Genomic DNA, 18,896 nt, shown 5'->3' with positions numbered 1-18,896 from the left:
TTCCTGACCTGCCGCTCTCCACCTTCGTCATCCCGGGCTTGACCCGGGACCCGCCTTCCTTCTTGCCAGTGGCAGCGGATCAAATCCGAAGTCTTCGGCCAGATCGCGCCAGGTCGGATTCATTGTATTGATCAGTTCATATTTCCATGGCCGCAGCCATCGTTTGATGCGCTTTTCGCGTAGAATGGCTGCATCCATCATTTCATGGCGCTCAAACCAGACAAGGCGTTTGATGCCATAATCGCGAGCGTAACCTCCTAATGACCCTTCGCGATGCTGGTGGATGCGTTGCATGAGGTTTGACGTCACCCCGGTGTAAAGAGTGCCGTGCGACGAACGCGCAAGAATGTAGACGCACGGATGACGTTCCATCGCCCCATCAAAAGATAAGGCAGGCCCCGGGTCAAGCCCGGGGTGACGAAAGAGAAGCGTTCGCTTCCGTTCGAAAACGGATGCTACGCCGCACCCGCCAGCACCGGCGCCTCATCGCGGCGAAGAGTCAGAACCTCGACCCCATTTCCCGTGACCGCGACCGTATGTTCGAACTGCGCCGATAACTTCCTGTCGTTTGTCATCACCGTCCATCCGTCACGCGCGGTCGATACCTTGCGGGTGCCCTGATTGATCATCGGTTCGATGGTGAAGACCATGCCTTCGCGCAGCTTCAATCCCGTTCCCGGCCGCCCGAAATTGAGCACCGAAGGCTCCTCGTGCATCTCGCGGCCGATGCCGTGGCCGCAATATTCGCGCACCACCGAATAGCCGTGCTTCTTGGCATGGCGTTCGATCGCGAAGCCGATGTCGCCCAGATGGGCGCCGGGGCGCACCTGTCCTATGCCTTTCCACATCGCTTCCTGAGCGATTTGTACAAGCCGGCGCGCGGCGGGCGCGACATCGCCGACCAGATAAGTCTTGCTGGAATCGGCGATGAAGCCGTTTTTCTCGAGCGTGATGTCCAGGTTGATGATGTCGCCGTCGCGGACGATCTCGTCGGCATCGGGGACGCCGTGGCAAACGACATGATTGATCGAACAGTTCAGGACATATTTAAAGCCATATTGCCCCTTGCTCGCCGGACGGGCGGTAAGGTTCGCCGTGATGAAATGATCGACCAGATCGTTGATCGCCAGCGTCGACATGCCGGCCAGTTGCTGTCCGTCGAGCATCTCGAACACCGACGCCAGCAGCTTGCCCGATATGCGCATCAGCGCCAGTTCGTCCGGGGTTTTTACCATCTCAGGCGGCCGCCAGATCGACGGGGTTCACCCGCGCGGCGCCAAGCTGCATCTTCACGATATCGTTGAATGACAGCGTCGGATTGGCTTCGGCAAGCTGGCCGACCTTCATCCAATATTCGGCCTGCGCGTTGATCGACCGGCACATGACCGTGCTGGCCCGGCGGGCCTCCTCGTGCAGATCGTCGTCAATTTTTATCAGGCCCACCGGCATGTCCTCGAAGTGAATGGATATACGTTCCATATATGAAACGTATATCCATTCGTCAATCGAGGCGCCTGCGCCCTTATCAAGCTTCGGTCGTCAGATGCTCTTTCCCGAATCCAGCGCATAGCCCGCCGATCGCACGGTACGGATGATGTCGGCCGTACCCGGCAGGTTGATCGCCTTGCGCAGGCGGCGGATATGGACGTCGACGGTGCGGAGTTCGATGTCGCTGTCCTGTCCCCATACGCTGTCGAGCAGCTGGCCGCGCGAAAAGACGCGGCCCGGATGCTCCATGAAGTGGCGGAGCAGGCGGAATTCCGTCGGTCCCATCGCGACGATCTGGCCATTCCGCACCACCTTGTGGGCAACCGAATCCAGCTCGATATCGGCATAGCTCAGCATCTCGCCCGCCAGCGCGGGGCGCAGGCGGCGGAGCACGGCCTGGACGCGTGCGACCAGTTCGCGCGGGCTGAACGGCTTGGTGACATAATCGTCGGCGCCGGTTTCTAACCCGCGAATACGATCCTCTTCCTCGCCGCGCGCGGTGAGCATGATGATCGGAACATTCGCCGACTTCGGGTTGCGGCGCAGGCGCCGGCACACTTCGATGCCGGGCAGGCTCTCGATCATCCAGTCGAGCAGGACGATATCGGGGACGCGTTCCTCGACAAGGACGAGCGCCTGTTCGCCGTCGGGGGTCTGACGGACCGAGAAACCTTCGCGTGCGAAATGCCAGACGATGAGCTCGGCGATCGCCTCGTCATCCTCGATCAGCAACAGATCGGGCTGCGGCATCAGCCTTGCTCCTGTCCCGCTGACGCACTGTCCTCAGGCGTCTCGCCGCGCTCACGTTCTTCCATCCGCTCGCCGGTCACGACATAATAGACCATCTCGGCAATGTTGGTCGCGTGATCGCCCATGCGTTCGAGGTTCTTGGCGACGAACAGCAGATGCGCGCTTTCCGAAATATATTTCGGATTTTCCATCATGAAGGTGACGAGGGTGCGGAAGATGCTGTTATAGAAATCGTCGACATTCTTGTCGCGGACGGTGACGCGCACCGCGAGTTCGGCGTCGCGCGCCGCAAAACTGTCGAGCGCGTCGTGGATCAGCTCGGCAACGATCGACGACATCGACATCAGGACCGGGATCGCCTCGATCGAGCGGGTCTGGTCCATCATCGCGACGCGCTTGGCGATATTCTTCGCATAATCGCCGATACGCTCGACGACCGAGACGATTTTCAGCGCCGCGATCATTTCGCGAAGGTCGTCGGCCATCGGGGCGCGGAGCGCGATCGTCTGGACCGCGAGTTGTTCGACCTCTGCCTCCAGCGCATCGATCTTCTTGTCGTCGCGCACGACTTGCGCCGCCAGCTCAAGGTCGCCCTTGTGAAGCGCTGCCATCGCCTGGATCAGCGCCTGTTCGGCGCGGCCGCCCATTTCGCTGATCAGGCCGCGCAGGCGGTTCAGATCTTCGTCGAAGGCTTTGACGGTATGATCGTTCGTTAGTGCCATCACTCTTGTCCTTTTGGCTGCGGCTTAACCGTAGCGGCCAGTGATATAGTCCTTGGTGCGTTCCTGCTTCGGGTTGGTGAAGATGTCGGTCGTCTTCCCATATTCGACCAACGTCCCGAGGTGGAAAAAGGCGGTGCGCTGCGACACGCGGGCCGCCTGCTGCATGTTGTGCGTGACGATCACGATCGCATATTTGCCGCGCAGCTCGTGGATCAGCTCCTCGATCTTCGCGGTCGCGATCGGGTCGAGCGCCGAACAGGGCTCGTCCATCAAAATGACTTCGGGGTCGACCGCGATGGCGCGCGCGATGCACAGCCGCTGCTGCTGGCCGCCCGACAGCGCGGTGCCGCTTTCGCCCAGCCGGTCCTTGACCTCGTCCCACAGGCCGGCGCGCACCAGCGCGCGTTCGACGACGACGTCGAGATCGGCCTTGCTCGGGGCGAGCCCGTGGATGCGCGGGCCATAACCGACATTGTCATAGATCGACTTGGGGAAGGGGTTCGGTTTCTGGAACACCATGCCCACGCGGGCGCGCAGCTGCACGACGTCCATCGACGGCGCATAGATATCCTCGCCGTCGAGCTCGATCTGCCCGGTGACGCGCGCACTGGCGACCGTGTCGTTCATCCGGTTCAGCGAGCGCAGAAAGGTCGACTTGCCGCAGCCCGACGGGCCGATGAAGGCGGTGACCAGATCGGTGCCGACATCGATCGACACATTTTTGATCGCCTGTTTCTCGCCATAGAAAACGTCGACGCCGTGCGCCTTCATCTTGGGGTCGGCGATGGTCAAATCATCTTGGGTCATATTCACCAGCGTTGTTCGAATTTGTTGCGAAGATAGATCGCAAAGGCGTTCATCGACAGCAGCACGATAAGCAGCACGATGATCGCGGCGGAGGTTTTCTCGACAAAGCCCCGGTCGACTTCGTCCGACCAGAGGAAGATCTGCATCGGCAGCACGGTCGAGGGCGAGCAGACGCCGCCCGGAACGTCACCGATAAAGGCACGCATCCCGACGAGCAGCAACGGTGCGGTCTCGCCCAGCGCGCGCGCCATGCCGATGATCGTACCGGTCAGGATGCCGGGCAGGGCGAGCGGCAGGACATGGTGGAACACCACCTGCACCGGGCTCGCGCCGACGCCCAGCGCGGCATCGCGGATCGACGGCGGCACCGACTTGATCGCGTTGCGGCTGGCGATCACGATCACCGGCATCGTCATCAGCGCCAGCGTCAAGCCGCCGACGAGCGGGCTCGCCTGGCATATGCCGAACCAGTTGATGAACACCGCGAGCGCGAGCAGGCCAAAGATGATCGACGGCACCGCGGCCAGATTGTTGATCGACACTTCAATGAGGTCGGTCCAGCGATTCTTCGCCGCATATTCCTCAAGATACAGCGCCGCGAGCACCCCGGTCGGAAAGGCAATGATGAAGGCGATGAAGATCGTCAGCACCGACCCCTTGAGCGCACCCCAGATGCCCGCAACCGCAGGATCGGTGGCGTCGGCGTTCTTGAAGAAGGGCCAGTGGATGCCCGTCGACAGCTTGCCGCTCTTTTCCAGCGCATCGACCTTCGCGCCCAGCGCGCCCTTGGCGCCATCCTTGGCCGCGATATCGACCTCGGACGAAGCGGGCAGGTCGAACACCGTCTTGCCATTCAGCAATTCGGGATCGTCGATGATCGCGCTGCGCACTTCCTTCCACGCATTTTCGCTGATCAGCGCCGACCCGCCGTCGCCCAGCGCCTCGTCGGCCGCAAAGGCGACGATGTCGGACAGCCCGGCGTTCGCGATCATCTGGTTCGCGTCGGCATCGCCGAGCCGCGATGTGTCGATCGTCAGCGGCATCGCCTTGAAATCGACCGGCACCGCGACATGGGTGTAGGTGAAACCGCGCGCGCCATTGCCGACCATCACGAACAGCAGAAAGGCAAGGAAGGCGCCGGAGAGCAGCACCGCGCCCAGCCCGAACAGCTTGAAGCGGCGTTCGGCGGCGTAGCGCTTCGCGATGCGGGTCTGCATCACGTTGCCCTTCCAGTCGGTCGGGGCGGTGGTCCTATTCATATGCTTCCCGATATTTTTTGACGATGCGCAGCGCCACGATGTTGAGCAGCAGCGTAACGATGAAGAGGACGAGGCCCAGCGCAAAGGCCGCCAGCGTTTTCGCGCTGTCGAACTCCTGATCGCCGGTGAGCAGTTTCACGATCTGCGCGGTCACCGTGGTGACGCTGGCAAAGGGGTTGGCGGTCATGTTCGCCGACAGACCCGCCGCCATCACAACGATCATCGTCTCACCGATCGCGCGGCTGACGGCGAGCAAGATGCCGCCCATCACGCCCGGAAGCGCGGCGGGGATCAGCACCTGACGGATCGTCTCGTTCGGCGTCGCGCCCAATGCCAGCGATCCGTCGCGCATCGACTGCGGCACCGCGTTGATGCTGTCGTCGGCCATCGAGGAGACAAAGGGGATGATCATCACGCCCATCACGATACCCGCGGCCAGCGCGCTTTCGGTCGAGGCGTTCGGAATGCCCAGCATCACCGCGAAATTGCGAAGCGCCGGGGCGACGGTCAGCGCGGCGAAATAGCCGTAAACCACCGTCGGCACGCCGGCGAGGATTTCGAGGATCGGCTTCACCCATTTGCGCACCGCGGGGGCGGCATATTGGGTAAGGTAGACTGCGGTCATCATGCCGATGGGGATCGCGACGATCATCGCGATGATCGCGCCGATCAGCACCGTGCCCCAGAACAGCGGAATGCCGCCGAACGTATCATCCTGCGGCGCGCCGCTCGTCGGGGCCCAATGGGTCCCGAACAACAGCTCGGCGGGCGAGACGAGTTGGAAGAAGCGGATCGATTCAAAGAGCAGCGACAAGACGATGCCGAATGTCGTGAGGATCGCGACCAGCGACGCCAGCACCAGGAACAGCATCACGATCTTTTCGACCTGCGTCCGGGCGCGGAAATCGGGGCGAATGCGCGTGAAGGCATAGAGCCCGCCGGCCAGCGCCAGCGCCAGCATCGCAGCAATGCCGATCCAGGCATATTTGTGGCTGGCGTCGGCATAGGGCTTCACCAGCGGTGTCGCGGCGGGCAGCCGCACGGCGGCCTGCTTGCCCTCGGCGACATTGCGCGCGTCGGACAGGATGGCCCCGCGTTCGAAACCAAAGGCGGGCAGGCTCTGTGCCGCTTCGCTCGACAGCACCTGATTGGTGACGAGGGCAGGCGACACGCTCGACCAGACGGCCAGGAACAGCACGGCGGGCGCGAACAGCCACAGCGCGACATACCAGCCATGATATTGCGGGCGCGAATGGAGCTTGGTCCCCGCGCGGCCCGCAAGCAAAGCCGAACGCGCGCGTCCCGCCAGCCAGCCGATCAGCGCGAGGCCGGCGATCAAAAGCAACAAGGCGGCGGCGTTGAAGGTCACATCATCCTCTCGGGGCGAGCCCAAATCCTGATCCGTTCACATCAGGCACCCCGTTCCCGCTCGTGTCGAGCGAAGTCGAGACACCCATCGGCAGTTCGGTCCATCTGGGCATCTCGACTTCGCTCGATGCGAACGGAGATGGGAGGTGACGCGAACGGATTTGAAAGTCCAAAAAATCGGCAGCCGGGCAGGGCGAACCCGCCCGGCCGCCAGCGGGAGAGATTATTTCAGCACCGAACCGTCGAGCGCGGTCATGCCCTTGCCGTTCGCCGCTGCGGTCGCGGCGACGTCCTTCGGCGACACGATCAGGCCCTTGGCGTTCAGATATCCGCCTTCGCCGGCACCCTTCAGGAATTCGGCGACGAATTCGGCCAGACCGGGGATCACGCCGACATGGGCTTTCTTGATATAGATGAACAGCGGGCGCGAACCGGGATAGCTGCCGTCGGCGATCGCCGCATAGGTCGGCGACACACCCTGCACCGGAACCGCCTTGATCTTGTCCTTGTTCGCATCGAGGTACGAAAAGCCGAAGATGCCAAGGCTGGTCGGGTTCTTGTCGAGCTTCGAGATGATGAGGTTATCATTCTCGCCCTGCTCGACATAATAAGGCGCGCCGCGCAGCGTGGTGCAGGTCGCCTCATGCTTGTCCTTGTCGCTGTCCTTCAGCGCCTTCATCTCGGGATTGGCGTCGCAGCCCTTGCCGAGGATCAATTCCTTGAACGCATCATAAGTACCGCTGGTCGACGGCGGACCAAAGACCGAGATCGCGACGGCGGGAAGCGCGGGGTTCACGTCCTTCCACGTCTTCGCGGTGTTGGGCTTGCCATAGGGGTTCGCGGCCAGCGCCTTGTAAACATCTTCTTCGCTCAGCTTGAAGCCGGGTCCGCGCGTCGCTTCGCCCAGCGCAATGCCGTCGATGCCGATCTGGATTTCGACAATGTCCTTCACGCCATTTTTGACGCAGGTATCGAATTCCTTCTTCTTGATGCGGCGCGATGCGTTCGCAATGTCGGGCGTGTCGCCGCCGACGCCGGCGCAGAAGCGTTCAAAGCCGCCGCCGGTGCCCGTGCTGTCGATCTTGGGCGTCTTGTTGCCGGTCGCTTCGGCGAACTTCTCGCCGACCGAGGTCGCAAAGGGATAGACGGTCGAGGAGCCGACAGCGCTGATATAATCACGCGCGGCGCCGCCCGAAGACGCCTGATCCTGGCACGCGGAAAGCGCCAGCGCGCACGTCGCGGCACCAGCGATAAGAGCGAATTTCTGGAACATAGGAAAATCCTGTGGTGGGGGTCGTTACCGATCCAAGCCACCACCCCCGCGGCGACTCGCTGAGGGCCATTTGGGGGTTTTGTGTGACGTGTTTGTGACAGACGGTGTCATGGAAGTGTCATGGTTGATCTGACTTTCCTACAAAGCAGAACCATGGTAACCCGTTCAGATAATATTCGTGGGCGATTGAACGATTAGCATGGCGCGTTGGTTGAAATGGGGAGCGGTTGCGATTGTCGCCGCTATATTCGGCAGCCTATCGAGCTTGTTCGTGCACGTCATAAATGTGTCGAATGATCGCTCTGCGGACATGAGTTATGCCGACTTCCTTTCGATTACTCTCACTGCACTTGGCCTGATGATAACCGTTCTAGGGATATTTGTGGCGGCGGTGGGGGTGATTGGCTGGTCAACCTTAGAAAGCAAACTTAGGTCGCACTCGCTGGATTTTTTTACCAAGCAATTGGAAAAGGACGGAGAGCTTCGAAAGGAGTTTGAGCAACTTATCCTCGGTGTTGCCTACGAGGGCGTGCAAAAAGTTAACAGAGATGGGGCGACCTCACCGGATGAGGAAGGTAAATACGCTGACTGACATTAGTTTTAGCTCTCGCATAGGGCAAGGATATGTCGATATCCTCAAAAAGCATATGCAGAACATCCCGGTCAAAGTGGGCGCTTTGGCTGAAGAGCTTGGGCTGCGCGTCGTATTGGCTACGCTTCCTCTCAATATCTCCGGGATGATACAGCCCGATGGCGAAGGTGGATTCGTAATAAAGATAAATCGATTTGAATCTAAGGAGCGTCAACGTTTTACGATTGCTCATGAAATATCGCATTTCTTGCTTCACCGAGATAAGATCAATGCAGGGGTTGTGGATTCGGTCCTCTATCGATCAAATCTTTCTTCGCGTTTAGAGGCGGAAGCTAATAGGCTTGGTGCTGATATCATAATGCCAAATAGCTCTGTTTTTGCTGAAATGTCTCGGCTATCGAATATGCAAGATGACGATCGTATTGCTTCGCTAGCTCAAATGTTTCAGGTTTCTCGGCAGGCGATGACAATTAGAGCAGGGTAGCCGTATTGCTTGCGGGGAAAACTTACGTTCCAATTTTGAAAACAGGCATCGTGGAAATCGCTGCCTATCGAAATTTGTACGACAGCGTTAAACAGGTTACGCTCCCCTTCTTCCGCCTAAGACCTTGGCCGCGAGCAAACCATCTTTGGGATTCAATCCAACAAATCATCGATGCAACATCAGGCGGTCCGTTCATCTTGGGGTTAGACCATTCTCGCCATAATCACGTAAATCCAAGACCGGCTCAATCTGAATTTAATGATCTCTTTGATCCAGAGGGCGGTTTTTCGGCGTACTACGAGTTTTTGGGGGGCATCGACGGCGCTACGCCGGTCATCTTGCCAACAGTCGATGCGAGTAATATCGCTGATCAAATAGCAAATGCCGAAGCCCTTGGTCGGGGGCTTGTGGTTCATCAGCGCCGTGAGGGCGACCCCAATTTAATCACGTTGTTTTTGGAAGCTCACCCGCATCCGACCGATTGTGTTTTTGTGTTGGATGGCGAATGGGCGCGTAGCTATGTTACTCTCGAAAGCTGGTGCTTGCCATTGGTTGCTGCGTTGAGCCCGAGCTTGTCGCATTCGGAGTTGGTGATCGCGTGCAGCTCTTTTCCAGATAATTTCTCTCATATCATTGGAAACAAAGAAGAAATTGCAAATGAGCGGCGGCTTTTCGATGTTGTCAGGCAGCAGTTCAATCAGCTTGATCTCACGTATGGTGATTGGGGGAGTACAAGACACTCCAGCTACGGAGGTGGGAACTATATTCCTTCGAGAGTCGACCTTCCCAAGCTGGGATCATGGGAGATTTTTCGAGCGGACCCTAAAAACGATCTTGGCTTTGCTGAAATGGCTTGGAACGCTCAACATCATTCTTGTTTTCCCGATACGATCGATTGTTGGGGAAAAGAGATGATAGCGATTACCGATGACACTGGCCTCGGAGTGAAAAGTAGATGGGAATCGATAAAAGTAAGGATTAACATTCATATGACGATCCAATCTGGATCTGAAAGCGTCCTTCCCACAAACGAAATTCCATACACAGACTAGCTCTGATAAGGTTCATTATGATCCTCATCACCGGCCACGTCATCCTCACCCCCGAGCATCGCGAGCGCATGATCGCGCTCGGTGCCGAACATAGCGCGCGCTCACGGGCAGAGCCGGGGTGTCTGGCGCATCATTGCCATGTCGATGTCGAAAACGACCGGCGCCTCGTCTTCGTCGAGGAGTGGGAGAGCGTCGACGCGGTCCGCGCCCATTTTGCGCTGCCCGCGTCGCGCGCCTTCGTCGCCGACATGCGCGCGCTGTCGCCCGAGCCGCCCGTGATCCGCATCCATGCCGCCGAGGATATCACCGCGACGCTGATGGGCTGACCTTCTTCTTCCGCCCTTCCGTAAAGGAGCGGGCGAGGGGGGCGTGACAGGCCCTCCCCAAACCCCTCCCGCAGACGCGAGGGGCTTATCGCCACACATCCCCGTCTTCGTCACCCCGGACTGGATCCGGGGTCCAGCTTGCACCGTGGCGGAACGGCCCCCGGACCAAATCGGAGCCGATGCCATGGGGGCAAACCACCGCTCCCCGGCGAAAGCCGGGGTCCAGACGGCATGGCGCAACCCGCCATCGCTCCCGGCTTTCATCCCCTTCTTCGTCACCCCGGACTGGATCCGGGGTCCAGCTTGCGCCGTGGCGGAATGGCCCCCGGACCAAATCGGTGCCTATGCCATGGGAGCAAGCCACCGCTCCCCGGCGAAAGCCGGAGCCCAAACGGCGTGGCGCAACCCGGCATGGCCCCCGGCTTCCACCCCCTTCTTCGTCACCCCGGACTGGATCCGGGGTCCAGCTTGCACCGTGGCGGAATGGACCCCGAACCAAATCGGTGACTGTGCCATGGGAGCAAGCCACCGTTCCCCGGCGAAAACCGGAGCCCGGATGGCATGGCGCAACCCGGCGGCCCCCGGCTTTCATCCCCTTTTTCGTCACCCCGGACTTGATCCGGGGTCCAGCTTGCACCGTGGCGGAACGGCCCCCGGACCAAATCGGTGCCTATGCCATGAGAGCAAGCCACCGCTCCCCGGCGAAAGCCGGGGCCCGGATGGCATGGCGCAACCCGGCATGGCCCCCGGCTTTCGCCGGGAAACAGCAACCCACCCTGCCTCAACCGCACAAGCACCGATCCAGTCCGGGGTGACGGGCAGGCGAGGAAACGGGCGCGCGAAAAAACGCTGTCCTACATTATTCCGCTGTGCCAGCCTTCATTCCGGCTCTTTCAATCGGTGGAGACATGCGGTCGCGGCCCAGTGTGCGGGTCCGGCCGGGACGGTGCGCGCCCTCAGCATCGCCCGTGCCGGGAGGGGAGGATAAGGGGGGTACGTACACTGTACTTACTATACTTTGGAATTTTATTACGCGCGATCCGACGGCTTTCCGGATGCGTCCGGGGCGCCGCTTTTCACCGTCGCATGGCGAAATCCCCGATCGATTCGGGGTGACGCATCGGGCGCTATGGTCCCCGATCCCGGCGCGACCTCGATAGGGCCGCGGCGCGACGGGACGGCCCCGGACCCAAGCCCGGGGCGCCCTTTGCCGATAGGGCTCAGCCCTTGGTCGGCGTCGCGGTGACGACGGGTTCCGCCGCCGGTGCCGCGGTTTCGGCCGCTGCCGGCGCGATCGTGGCGGTGGGGGCGGCGGGGGCCAGCTCGGCGGTCGGGATGGTGCGTGCGCCCGCCGGAACGGCATAGGGCAGTGCGTCGGCGGTGCGCGCCGTCAGATGCTGACCGTTCGGGATGATCGCCGATTTGCCGGTGACAAAGGCGCCAAACACGCCAACCGCGATCGCCGCGCCGACGGCGGCGCCGGTGTTGCCTTGGACGCTCATCAAGTCCCGATCGCAATAGTTTCCACAGCACTTGCCGCGAATAGGAAACTGCGCCGTTTGAGAACCGCCTATGTTAACTCGCCCCAGTTGATTCTTAACTATTTGCCAGCTAGCTCCCGAATCGGGGGAGTATTTTATGACAAAAAAATCAAATATGGGCCGGTTGAGCATGATAGTCTGCGGCATGTTCTTGGCGAATGGCTTGAGCGCGCAGGAAAGTGATGTACTGACTGCGCGGCCTGTCGCCGTTCCGCAGGAGAGTGCCGCAAAACGGGCGATGCTTGCGCTCCCCGCAAATACCGAAATTCTTGTTCGCATGAACGAGGAGCTGACGACCAGGAAGAATGAAGAAGGGGATACATTCTATCTTACTGTCGTGCATGATGTTGTGCACAAGGGGTTCGTAGTCATCCCGAACGGTACGCGCGCCGTCGGTGAACTGGTCTGGCGAACAGGCAAGGGCGCTTTCGGTAAGTCGGGGAAGATGGACATCGAGATTAAATATCTCGAAATGGGCGGCCAACGCGTTCCTTTGATCGGAAAGTTTCGACAAGAAGGCGAAGGCAATACGGTCGCGACCGTGGCCGCCGTGGCGCTGATCTTGGTGGCTGCACCCTTCATTACCGGCAAGACTGGCAGGATTCCGGCCGGTCGCGAACTGACGGTCCATACAAGGGATATGTTCCAGATCGCGCTTCCGGCTGGTTACGCGTCGCCCGACGTCGATGTCAGCAACGTGGTAGAGGCGGTTCCGGTGGCGCCTGCATCCGCGGCGCCTGCCTTGCCGGTTTCTATCGTTCCGGCCGCAGTTTCCGAGGCGCCCGCGACGCCCACATTATGATGGTGGGGGCGGGATATATCCCGCCCCAAAAAAAGGCGCCGACTCAGTTCAGTGGGTATGAGGCTGGAGGGTCCGGCTATTTCCCGAGCATCGGCGCCAGATACTGGCCGGTGAAGCTCCGGGGATTTTTTGCGACCTGCTCGGGGGTGCCCGCGGCGACAATCTCGCCGCCCTTGACCCCGCCTTCGGGGCCGAGGTCGAGGATATAGTCGGCGGTTTTGATGACGTCGAGATTATGTTCGATGACGATCACGCTATTGCCCTGTTCGACCAGCGCCTGCAGCACTTCGAGCAGTTTGCGGACATCCTCGAAATGCAGCCCGGTCGTCGGCTCGTCGAGGATATAGAGCGTCTGCCCGGTCGAACGCCGCGAGAGCTCCTTGGCCAGCTTGACGCGTTGCGCCTCGCCGCCCGACAGCGTCGTCGCCTGTTGCCCGACCTTGACATAGCCGAGCCCGACGCGGACGAGCATCGCCATCTTCTCGCGGATCGACGGCACCGCCTTGAAGAACTCCGCCGCATCCTCGACCGTCATGTCGAGCACATCGGCGATGCTGTGGCCCTTGAACTTCACCTCGAGCGTTTCGCGGTTGTAGCGTTTGCCGTGGCACGTCTCGCACGTCACATAGACGTCGGGCAGGAAGTGCATCTCGATCTTGATCAGCCCGTCGCCGGTGCAGGTCTCGCACCGTCCGCCCTTGACGTTGAAGCTGAAACGTCCGGGCTTGTAACCGCGCGCCTGGCTTTCGGGCAGCCCCGCGAACCAGTCGCGGATGATCGTGAAGGCGCCCGTGTATGTCGCAGGGTTCGATCTCGGGGTGCGGCCGATCGGCGACTGGTCGATGTCGATCACCTTGTCGCAATGCTCCAGCCCCTTCAGGCTGTCATGCGGCCCCGCGACCATCCGCGCGCCGTTCAGGATGCGCGCCGCGCTGGCATAGAGCGTGTCGATGATCAGGCTCGACTTGCCCGACCCCGACAGGCCGGTGACACAGGTGAAGGTGCCGAGCGGAATCTTCGCGGTGACATTGTTGAGATTGTTCGCACGCGCCCCCTTGAGCACGAGGTCGAAGCCATTGCCCTTGCGGCGGTGCTTGGGAATCTCGATCTGGCGGGTGCCGTTGAGATAGGCGGCGGTCAGGCTGGTCTCGCTCTTCAGCACCTCCTCCAGCGTGCCCTCGGCGACGATCTCGCCGCCGTGGAGCCCCGCGCCGGGGCCCATGTCGACGACATAGTCGGCGTGGCGGATCGCATCCTCGTCATGCTCGACGACGATCACCGTATTGCCAAGGTCGCGGAGGCGCTTGAGCGTTGCGAGCAGCCGGTCGTTGTCGCGCTGATGAAGCCCGATGCTCGGTTCGTCGAGGACGTACAACACGCCCGACAGCCCGCTGCCGATCTGGCTGGCAAGGCGGATGCGCTGGCTCTCGCCGCCGCTCAATGTGCCGCTGGTGCGGTTGAGGTTGAGATAATCGAGCCCGACATTGTTGAGGAAGCCCAGCCGCTCGTTGATTTCCTTGAGGATCGCTTTCGCGATCTGGCGCTGGGTGTCGTTGAGCTTGTCTTCGAGCGTGCCGAACCAGGCGAGCGCGTCGGCGACGCTACGCTGCGCGGACATGCTGATGTCTTCGCCAGCGATCTTCACGGCGAGCGGTTCGGGGCGCAGGCGCGCGCCATGGCACGTCTCGCACGGCTGCGCGGTCTGATACTTGCTCAGCTCCTCGCGCATCCACGCGCTTTCGGTCTGGAGCATGCGGCGGTTGAGGTTGCCGATGACGCCTTCGAATGCCTTATGGGTCGAGTAACTGCGCTTGCCGTCCTTGAAGATCAGCTCGACCGGCTTGCCGCCGGTGCCATAGAGGATGATCAGCTGAACCTCGCCCGGCAGGTCTTCCCACGGTGTCGTCAGGTCGAAGCCATAGGCTTTGCCGAGGCTTTCGAGCACCTGCATGTAATAAGGCGAGGGCGGGTTCGACTTCGCCCACGGCACCACCGCGCCCTTCTTCAGACTCAGCGCATGGTTGGGGACTACCAGATCTGGGTCGAACTCCTGCCGTTCGCCCAGCCCATCGCAGGCGGGGCAGGCGCCTTGCGGTGCGTTGAAGCTGAACAGGCGGGGTTCGATCTCGGCGATCGTAAAGCCCGAGACGGGGCAGGCGAATTTCTCCGAAAAGATGATGCGGTTCGCGGGGATGCCCGCGCCCTTCATCGCGCCGCCGGTGTCCTCATCCTCGCGCCCTGGCACCGGGCCGTCGGCGAGGTCGACATAGGTCAACCCCTCGGCGAGCTTCAGCGCGGTCTCGAAACTGTCGGCAAGCCGGGATTCGAGGCCGTCGCGCACCGCAATGCGATCGACGACCACCTCGATGTCATGCTTATATTTCTTGTCGAGAGCGGGGGCTTCACCGATCTCGTAAAATTCGCCGTCGATGCGGACGCGGGTGAAGCCGTCCTTCTGCCACTGCGCGAGTTCCTTCTTATACTCGCCCTTGCGCCCGCGCACGACGGGAGCGAGCAGATAGGCGCGCGTTCCCTCGGGCAATTGCATCACGCGATCGACCATGTCGGTGACGGTCTGCGCAGAAATCGGCTCGCCGGTGGTCGGCGAATAGGGAATGCCGACGCGCGCCCACAGCAAGCGCATATAGTCGTAGATTTCGGTGACCGTCGCGACGGTCGAGCGCGGATTGCGGCTCGTCGTCTTCTGTTCGATGCTGATCGCCGGCGACAGCCCGTCGATATGCTCGACATCGGGCTTTTGCATCATCTCGAGGAACTGGCGTGCATAAGCCGACAGGCTTTCGACATAACGCCGCTGCCCTTCGGCATAGATGGTGTCAAACGCGAGGCTGGACTTGCCGCTGCCCGACAGGCCGGTGATGACGACCAGCGCATCGCGCGGCAGGTCGACGTTCACGCCCTTGAGATTATGCTCGCGCGCGCCGCGCACGGAAATATGGGTGAGACTCATGGGGGAGTATGTTCCAGATTTGTTCTATCCGCGCAAGGCGGTTTTCGGTCCCCTTTAAGCTAGGGTGCGCGGGCGCAAGGCACAAGAGGACCTGCGCCCGCGGGTGCCTCGGGCCGAAGCGAGTGCTGAATCCCGATATTGCATTCTTGGTGCCAACAGGCTGCAGGGGCGTCGGGCGATTACCTGCGTTGCCTCAGGGTGGGGGCGTGCCAGCTGCTTTTGTCGCGCCAAAGCCGCCCCAGAACAAGCCCGACACCCCCGAACTGCCAAGTGGTGCATATTTGCCGGAAAACGTCCCGGTAAGCTCGGAATAATTGGGGCCATAAAATACACCGCCGAGCAGGGCATCAAAGGCCTGCCCAACTGGATTCGAAAGGGTTCCACCAAAGCGGGCCGAGACATTCGGGCTTCCCGCAAACCCGGGCTGATTAACGCCGGGATTGAAATATCGAGCTTCGAACAGGTTGGACGTCCCCAGATCATAGGTGGTGCCCGAACGATATGTGATGATGGGATTGACCGTTCCGGTGACCGCCGCCGTCCCGAAGTTGACGGCGAGATTGACGGTGCCACCAAGATCGGCAAGCTCGCTTCCGATCAGTCCGTCAGACGCGGTTCCATGCAAAACCCCGGCGTAGTTCGCGGATCCGCTCGTCGGCATTGATGCATTGGGCGTCGCAACCCCAAAGGGCGTCCAAACATTGCGATAGGCCCAACTTCCGTCAGAGTTGCGAGCGGCATAGGACAGGTTGAAAAAACTGGAATAGGTCAGCGCAATTTCGCTGTTGCTGCCAGCGGGCTTGTAAAGCCTCCAGCGGATCTCTTCATTGGCGCTCGATTTGCTATATCCCGTGAATTTGCCGTCGGAGAGCGTGGCATCGGGAGATTGACTGGTTGATATGACCGTTCTGCTCGGCGACGCGGCGTCATCGGATAGCGAAAATGATCTTTCCGCAGCCGAGTAGCTGAGACGAAATTGGTTCGGTGACACCAAATAATTCGATGAAAACTCGGACGGCGATCCTGTTCCGTTGGAAGCAAGATATGCGAAACCTTTTTGAGCCGACAAGAATGTCTCGTCAAACTGAAGATCCAGCAGGGAAGGATTGTTCCCGGTGATGACGCCGTTGGTCTTGCGCCCGACCAAGACGCCGACCGCCGTCGTTCCGGCAAAGAGCGGATTGGTCGATTCTCCTCGGAACGCTATCCCGATCTCATCGAAGTCGGGGCCGTAAAAACGACCTGCGGCAGCCCCGGAAATCGGGGCGGTGGTGCTGGAAAACAGTGACATCGTGCCTGCAATAGCATTGCGGTTGCTGGCGATGGTGCCGTTGAAACCCCAATTCCCTGAAGGACCCGGACCGCCGGTAAGGCTGTTCGTCAGTTGCAACCCGTTAAAGCCCCCGCCTGTAACAGTGCCCGTCAGCAAGTTCGCAGTGAGCGTTCCATCTCCCGACATTGAATAAAGTGCATCGGGAGATGCAACCACACCCAAGAGGTCGACGGCATATGACGCGCCGCCGGTCCTGGGAAGCGCAACATCCGGCGTTTCGACGCCGTAGGTGAAAGCATCGAATGCTCCGGTCACCGACGTTGCCGAGTCTATGGTTCTCTGCCAAAATCCGCCGCCAACATATTTATATGTCAAATCTCCGCTAGACGCCGCGTTGGTCAGCGTGAGCGTATCGGTTGTGGCTCCGGAAACACGTTTGAATACCGTGATTTGGGCATTGCCGAGGGACGAATCGATGTGCGCCTGCGTGAAACTCTGGCTGCGTTCTCCCGTATTGACGGTGTAGGTGCGGCTGGCTGCATCATAGATGAAGGACAGCGCAGATGGCGCGGAACTGGCTGCCGTTCGACTGCCCTCCTTGGAATACGTCGCACTGCCTGTCACCGCATCATTCGTAAAATCCTCACTTTGCGTAAGGGTTATCAGGTCTGCATTGGCACTTGTGGGTGGCGGGGTCGGAGTGGGAGTAGGGGTCGGAGTTGGCGTCGGAGGCGTAGGCGTGCTGTTGACGCCGCCGCCGCCGCATGCAGACAGCGCAAAAGTCAGTACCAACGACGGCAGCGCGGCTACGAAACGCTTATTCATTTGGTCAAGGCCCCCCCCTGTTCCCCAAGCTCATCTGACAATCATCGCTTTAAAAAGCAGATGTTATGCCAAACTCTGCACTAATACGTGAATAGTCCCAAATCTCAACGGTCGATTTATTTCGTTCCCAGCCGATCTTTGCCATCGGTGCGAAAGTCCCGATCTTGAGGAAGCGGAAGGTCGCGCCGATCGACGCGTTGAAGCGGTCGTCGACGCGGCGCTTTGGATAAAGGAAGAGCCGGCGGTCGGCTTCGAGGCGGCTGTAACCAGCGCTGGCGGTCAGCGTTGTTTGGCCAAGCTCCTGGAATACATAAGCCGTCGCACCGCCCGATGTCGTCGAATAGCCCGGATCGCGGGCGGCATCGCGATTGCCGCTGAGCTGAAAGCCACCACCGAATTTTGCCGAAAAAGCGCGATCGTAAGACGCGGCGAGCTGGAGATTGGTCGCGTTCTGAAGCGCGTTGCGGTGGATGTTCACGTCGGTGATGCGGCCATCGACACGAAGCTGCGCCTTGTCGCCCATCGGATGCTGCCAGGTTGCGCCAACTCCGGCTGAAAAACTGTAGGGGGCGAGGCCATACCAGCGCCATGTCGCTTCGCCTGATATGTTGATCCGGTCCTTACCCGATGCATATTCGGGGCCGGCCTGAATCGACAATGCAACGTCATCGAACTGTTTGTCGCGGTAGAGACTTGCATAGGTCGATGCGCGGACGAGCAATTGCGATCTTTTGTCTATCCCGGTCCGGAAATAAGCTTGGCCGCGCAGCGCAAGCCCCAGTCCGGATTGCGCCTGCGCGTCGTCATCCAGCGTGAAGTCGCCGATGATCGTGCCCAGCGTGTCCGAACGCGTGGCGCGATTGATGTTGCTGTCGGGTGCGAAGGCGATGGCGACCGATCCGCCGAAGGGTTTTTGGGCGCTGAGCGCCGCTGAATAGAAGCGAACCATCTGTTCCACTTCGGGTGGCAAACCGGCCGCTTGCGCCGAACGCAGTTCGCGCTCGGCAGCGCGCAGGTCGCCAAGCATTGCTTGCATGCGGGCGAGTTCGATACGGACGCGGGCCGCTTTGGGCTTTTCGTCCAGTATCTCACGAAACAGCGTCGCAGCTTCGCGATGCTTGCCCATCTCGTCGGCCAGCATCATCGCCAAGCGAAAGCGCGCTTCGATACGAAGCTCGATGTCGGGGTTGGTCGCAAGAGCGCGATAGGCGGTTTCCGCGGTTGCGAAGTCGCGCATTGACCGCGCCTGATCGGCAACGCCGAATAGCTGTTCCGCCGACATTGTAATTGGACGCGAGGCGTCGTCGCTCGCAGGAATATTCTGCGCCGATACAAGGGGAAAATGGAAAATCAGCGCGGCCGC

The 18,896-nt window shown here is 60.5% G+C and carries 18 protein-coding genes; 5 read left to right on the top strand and 13 right to left on the bottom strand.

Translation table 11 applies throughout. The annotated features are described in order from the left end of the window. Positions 1 to 27: 27 nt before the first annotated feature. From ACSYDV_RS16635 to ACSYDV_RS16595, 9 genes are all read right to left on the bottom strand, one after another. Positions 28 to 372, bottom strand: coding sequence for a GIY-YIG nuclease family protein (locus ACSYDV_RS16635; RefSeq protein ID WP_438324946.1), 345 nt, complete (start codon positions 370 to 372; stop codon positions 28 to 30). Positions 373 to 455: 83 nt separating this feature from the next. Beyond that, positions 456 to 1,235, bottom strand: coding sequence for a type I methionyl aminopeptidase (map, locus tag ACSYDV_RS16630; protein ID WP_438324945.1), 780 nt, complete (start codon positions 1,233 to 1,235; stop codon positions 456 to 458). 1 nt (position 1,236) lies between these two features. Beyond that, complete coding sequence (locus tag ACSYDV_RS16625; RefSeq protein ID WP_438325351.1) at positions 1,237 to 1,443, bottom strand: ParD-like family protein; 207 nt, start codon at positions 1,441 to 1,443, stop codon at positions 1,237 to 1,239. A 96-nt stretch (positions 1,444 to 1,539) separates the two neighbouring features. Beyond that, on the bottom strand, positions 1,540 to 2,238 hold the full coding sequence (phoB, locus tag ACSYDV_RS16620; protein WP_438324944.1) for a phosphate regulon transcriptional regulator PhoB: 699 nt from the start codon (positions 2,236 to 2,238) through the stop codon (positions 1,540 to 1,542). After that, positions 2,238 to 2,960, bottom strand: coding sequence for a phosphate signaling complex protein PhoU (gene phoU, locus ACSYDV_RS16615; protein ID WP_438324943.1), 723 nt, complete (start codon positions 2,958 to 2,960; stop codon positions 2,238 to 2,240). Before phoU ends, phoB begins: the two co-directional genes overlap by 1 nt. A gap of 24 nt (positions 2,961 to 2,984) precedes the next feature. Then, positions 2,985 to 3,767, bottom strand: a complete 783-nt coding sequence (gene pstB / locus ACSYDV_RS16610; RefSeq protein ID WP_438324942.1) for a phosphate ABC transporter ATP-binding protein PstB — start codon at positions 3,765 to 3,767, stop codon at positions 2,985 to 2,987. Positions 3,768 to 3,769: 2 nt separating this feature from the next. Next, a complete protein-coding gene (gene pstA / locus ACSYDV_RS16605; protein ID WP_438324941.1) occupies positions 3,770 to 5,026 on the bottom strand; it encodes a phosphate ABC transporter permease PstA in 1,257 nt (418 codons plus the stop codon). After that, entirely contained in the window at positions 5,019 to 6,395 is a 1,377-nt protein-coding gene (gene pstC / locus ACSYDV_RS16600; RefSeq protein ID WP_438325349.1) for a phosphate ABC transporter permease subunit PstC, read from the bottom strand. The genes pstA and pstC overlap by 8 nt, the downstream gene beginning before the upstream one ends. Before the next feature lie 222 nt (positions 6,396 to 6,617). Continuing rightward, positions 6,618 to 7,667, bottom strand: a complete 1,050-nt coding sequence (locus tag ACSYDV_RS16595) for a substrate-binding domain-containing protein (protein WP_438324940.1) — start codon at positions 7,665 to 7,667, stop codon at positions 6,618 to 6,620. A gap of 199 nt (positions 7,668 to 7,866) precedes the next feature. On the opposite strand from ACSYDV_RS16595, the gene ACSYDV_RS16590 reads away from it, so the two are divergent. Genes ACSYDV_RS16590 through ACSYDV_RS16575 form a run of 4 tightly spaced genes read left to right on the top strand, consistent with a single transcriptional unit; the run spans position 7,867 to position 10,121 of the window. Then, a complete protein-coding gene (locus tag ACSYDV_RS16590) occupies positions 7,867 to 8,259 on the top strand; it encodes a hypothetical protein (protein ID WP_438324939.1) in 393 nt (130 codons plus the stop codon). Beyond that, positions 8,234 to 8,743 (top strand): ImmA/IrrE family metallo-endopeptidase, encoded by a 510-nt coding sequence (locus ACSYDV_RS16585; RefSeq protein WP_438324938.1) that lies wholly within the window; start codon positions 8,234 to 8,236, stop codon positions 8,741 to 8,743. The genes ACSYDV_RS16590 and ACSYDV_RS16585 overlap by 26 nt, the downstream gene beginning before the upstream one ends. A 5-nt stretch (positions 8,744 to 8,748) precedes the next feature. Next, positions 8,749 to 9,795 (top strand): beta family protein, encoded by a 1,047-nt coding sequence (locus ACSYDV_RS16580; protein WP_438324937.1) that lies wholly within the window; start codon positions 8,749 to 8,751, stop codon positions 9,793 to 9,795. Between the two features lie 17 nt (positions 9,796 to 9,812). Beyond that, positions 9,813 to 10,121 (top strand): putative quinol monooxygenase, encoded by a 309-nt coding sequence (locus ACSYDV_RS16575; protein ID WP_438324936.1) that lies wholly within the window; start codon positions 9,813 to 9,815, stop codon positions 10,119 to 10,121. Between the two features lie 1,220 nt (positions 10,122 to 11,341). Here ACSYDV_RS16575 and ACSYDV_RS16570 read toward each other — a convergent pair. Then, positions 11,342 to 11,623, bottom strand: coding sequence for a hypothetical protein (locus tag ACSYDV_RS16570; protein ID WP_438324935.1), 282 nt, complete (start codon positions 11,621 to 11,623; stop codon positions 11,342 to 11,344). Positions 11,624 to 11,759: 136 nt separating this feature from the next. Here ACSYDV_RS16570 and ACSYDV_RS16565 point away from each other — a divergent pair, with 136 nt between their 5' ends. Next, positions 11,760 to 12,464: a hypothetical protein gene (locus tag ACSYDV_RS16565; RefSeq protein WP_438324934.1), complete on the top strand. Its 705-nt coding sequence runs from the start codon at positions 11,760 to 11,762 to the stop codon at positions 12,462 to 12,464. 76 nt (positions 12,465 to 12,540) lie between these two features. Here ACSYDV_RS16565 and uvrA read toward each other — a convergent pair whose 3' ends face one another. The 3 genes from uvrA to ACSYDV_RS16550 form a co-directional block, all read right to left on the bottom strand. Then, positions 12,541 to 15,435: an excinuclease ABC subunit UvrA gene (uvrA, locus tag ACSYDV_RS16560; protein ID WP_438324933.1), complete on the bottom strand. Its 2,895-nt coding sequence runs from the start codon at positions 15,433 to 15,435 to the stop codon at positions 12,541 to 12,543. Between the two features lie 193 nt (positions 15,436 to 15,628). Continuing rightward, positions 15,629 to 17,533, bottom strand: coding sequence for a transferrin-binding protein-like solute binding protein (locus ACSYDV_RS16555; protein WP_438324932.1), 1,905 nt, complete (start codon positions 17,531 to 17,533; stop codon positions 15,629 to 15,631). 49 nt (positions 17,534 to 17,582) lie between these two features. Then, positions 17,583 to 18,770 carry a surface lipoprotein assembly modifier gene (locus tag ACSYDV_RS16550; RefSeq protein ID WP_438324931.1) on the bottom strand — a complete coding sequence of 396 codons (1,188 nt, stop codon included), beginning with the start codon at positions 18,768 to 18,770 and terminating at the stop codon, positions 17,583 to 17,585. Positions 18,771 to 18,896: the final 126 nt, after the last annotated feature.

The sequence above is a fragment of the Sphingopyxis selenitireducens genome (assembly GCF_051550705.1).
Lineage (GTDB): Bacteria > Pseudomonadota > Alphaproteobacteria > Sphingomonadales > Sphingomonadaceae > Sphingopyxis.
The sequence above is the reverse complement of the archived record's forward strand: the minus strand, read 5'-3'. Positions and strand labels throughout refer to the sequence as shown.

Coding starts and splice junctions, on each gene's coding strand:
- ACSYDV_RS16635 (WP_438324946.1), bottom strand. CDS start 372: ATGGAACGTCATCCGTGCGTCTACATTCTTGCGCGTTCGTCGCACGGC.
- map (WP_438324945.1), bottom strand. CDS start 1,235: ATGGTAAAAACCCCGGACGAACTGGCGCTGATGCGCATATCGGGCAAG.
- phoB (WP_438324944.1), bottom strand. CDS start 2,238: ATGCCGCAGCCCGATCTGTTGCTGATCGAGGATGACGAGGCGATCGCC.
- phoU (WP_438324943.1), bottom strand. CDS start 2,960: ATGGCACTAACGAACGATCATACCGTCAAAGCCTTCGACGAAGATCTG.
- pstB (WP_438324942.1), bottom strand. CDS start 3,767: ATGACCCAAGATGATTTGACCATCGCCGACCCCAAGATGAAGGCGCAC.
- pstA (WP_438324941.1), bottom strand. CDS start 5,026: ATGAATAGGACCACCGCCCCGACCGACTGGAAGGGCAACGTGATGCAG.
- ACSYDV_RS16595 (WP_438324940.1), bottom strand. CDS start 7,667: ATGTTCCAGAAATTCGCTCTTATCGCTGGTGCCGCGACGTGCGCGCTG.
- ACSYDV_RS16590 (WP_438324939.1), top strand. CDS start 7,867: ATGGCGCGTTGGTTGAAATGGGGAGCGGTTGCGATTGTCGCCGCTATA.
- ACSYDV_RS16585 (WP_438324938.1), top strand. CDS start 8,234: ATGAGGAAGGTAAATACGCTGACTGACATTAGTTTTAGCTCTCGCATA.
- ACSYDV_RS16575 (WP_438324936.1), top strand. CDS start 9,813: ATGATCCTCATCACCGGCCACGTCATCCTCACCCCCGAGCATCGCGAG.
- ACSYDV_RS16570 (WP_438324935.1), bottom strand. CDS start 11,623: ATGAGCGTCCAAGGCAACACCGGCGCCGCCGTCGGCGCGGCGATCGCG.
- ACSYDV_RS16565 (WP_438324934.1), top strand. CDS start 11,760: ATGACAAAAAAATCAAATATGGGCCGGTTGAGCATGATAGTCTGCGGC.
- uvrA (WP_438324933.1), bottom strand. CDS start 15,435: ATGAGTCTCACCCATATTTCCGTGCGCGGCGCGCGCGAGCATAATCTC.
- ACSYDV_RS16555 (WP_438324932.1), bottom strand. CDS start 17,533: ATGAATAAGCGTTTCGTAGCCGCGCTGCCGTCGTTGGTACTGACTTTT.
- ACSYDV_RS16550 (WP_438324931.1), bottom strand. CDS start 18,770: ATGCGCGACTTCGCAACCGCGGAAACCGCCTATCGCGCTCTTGCGACC.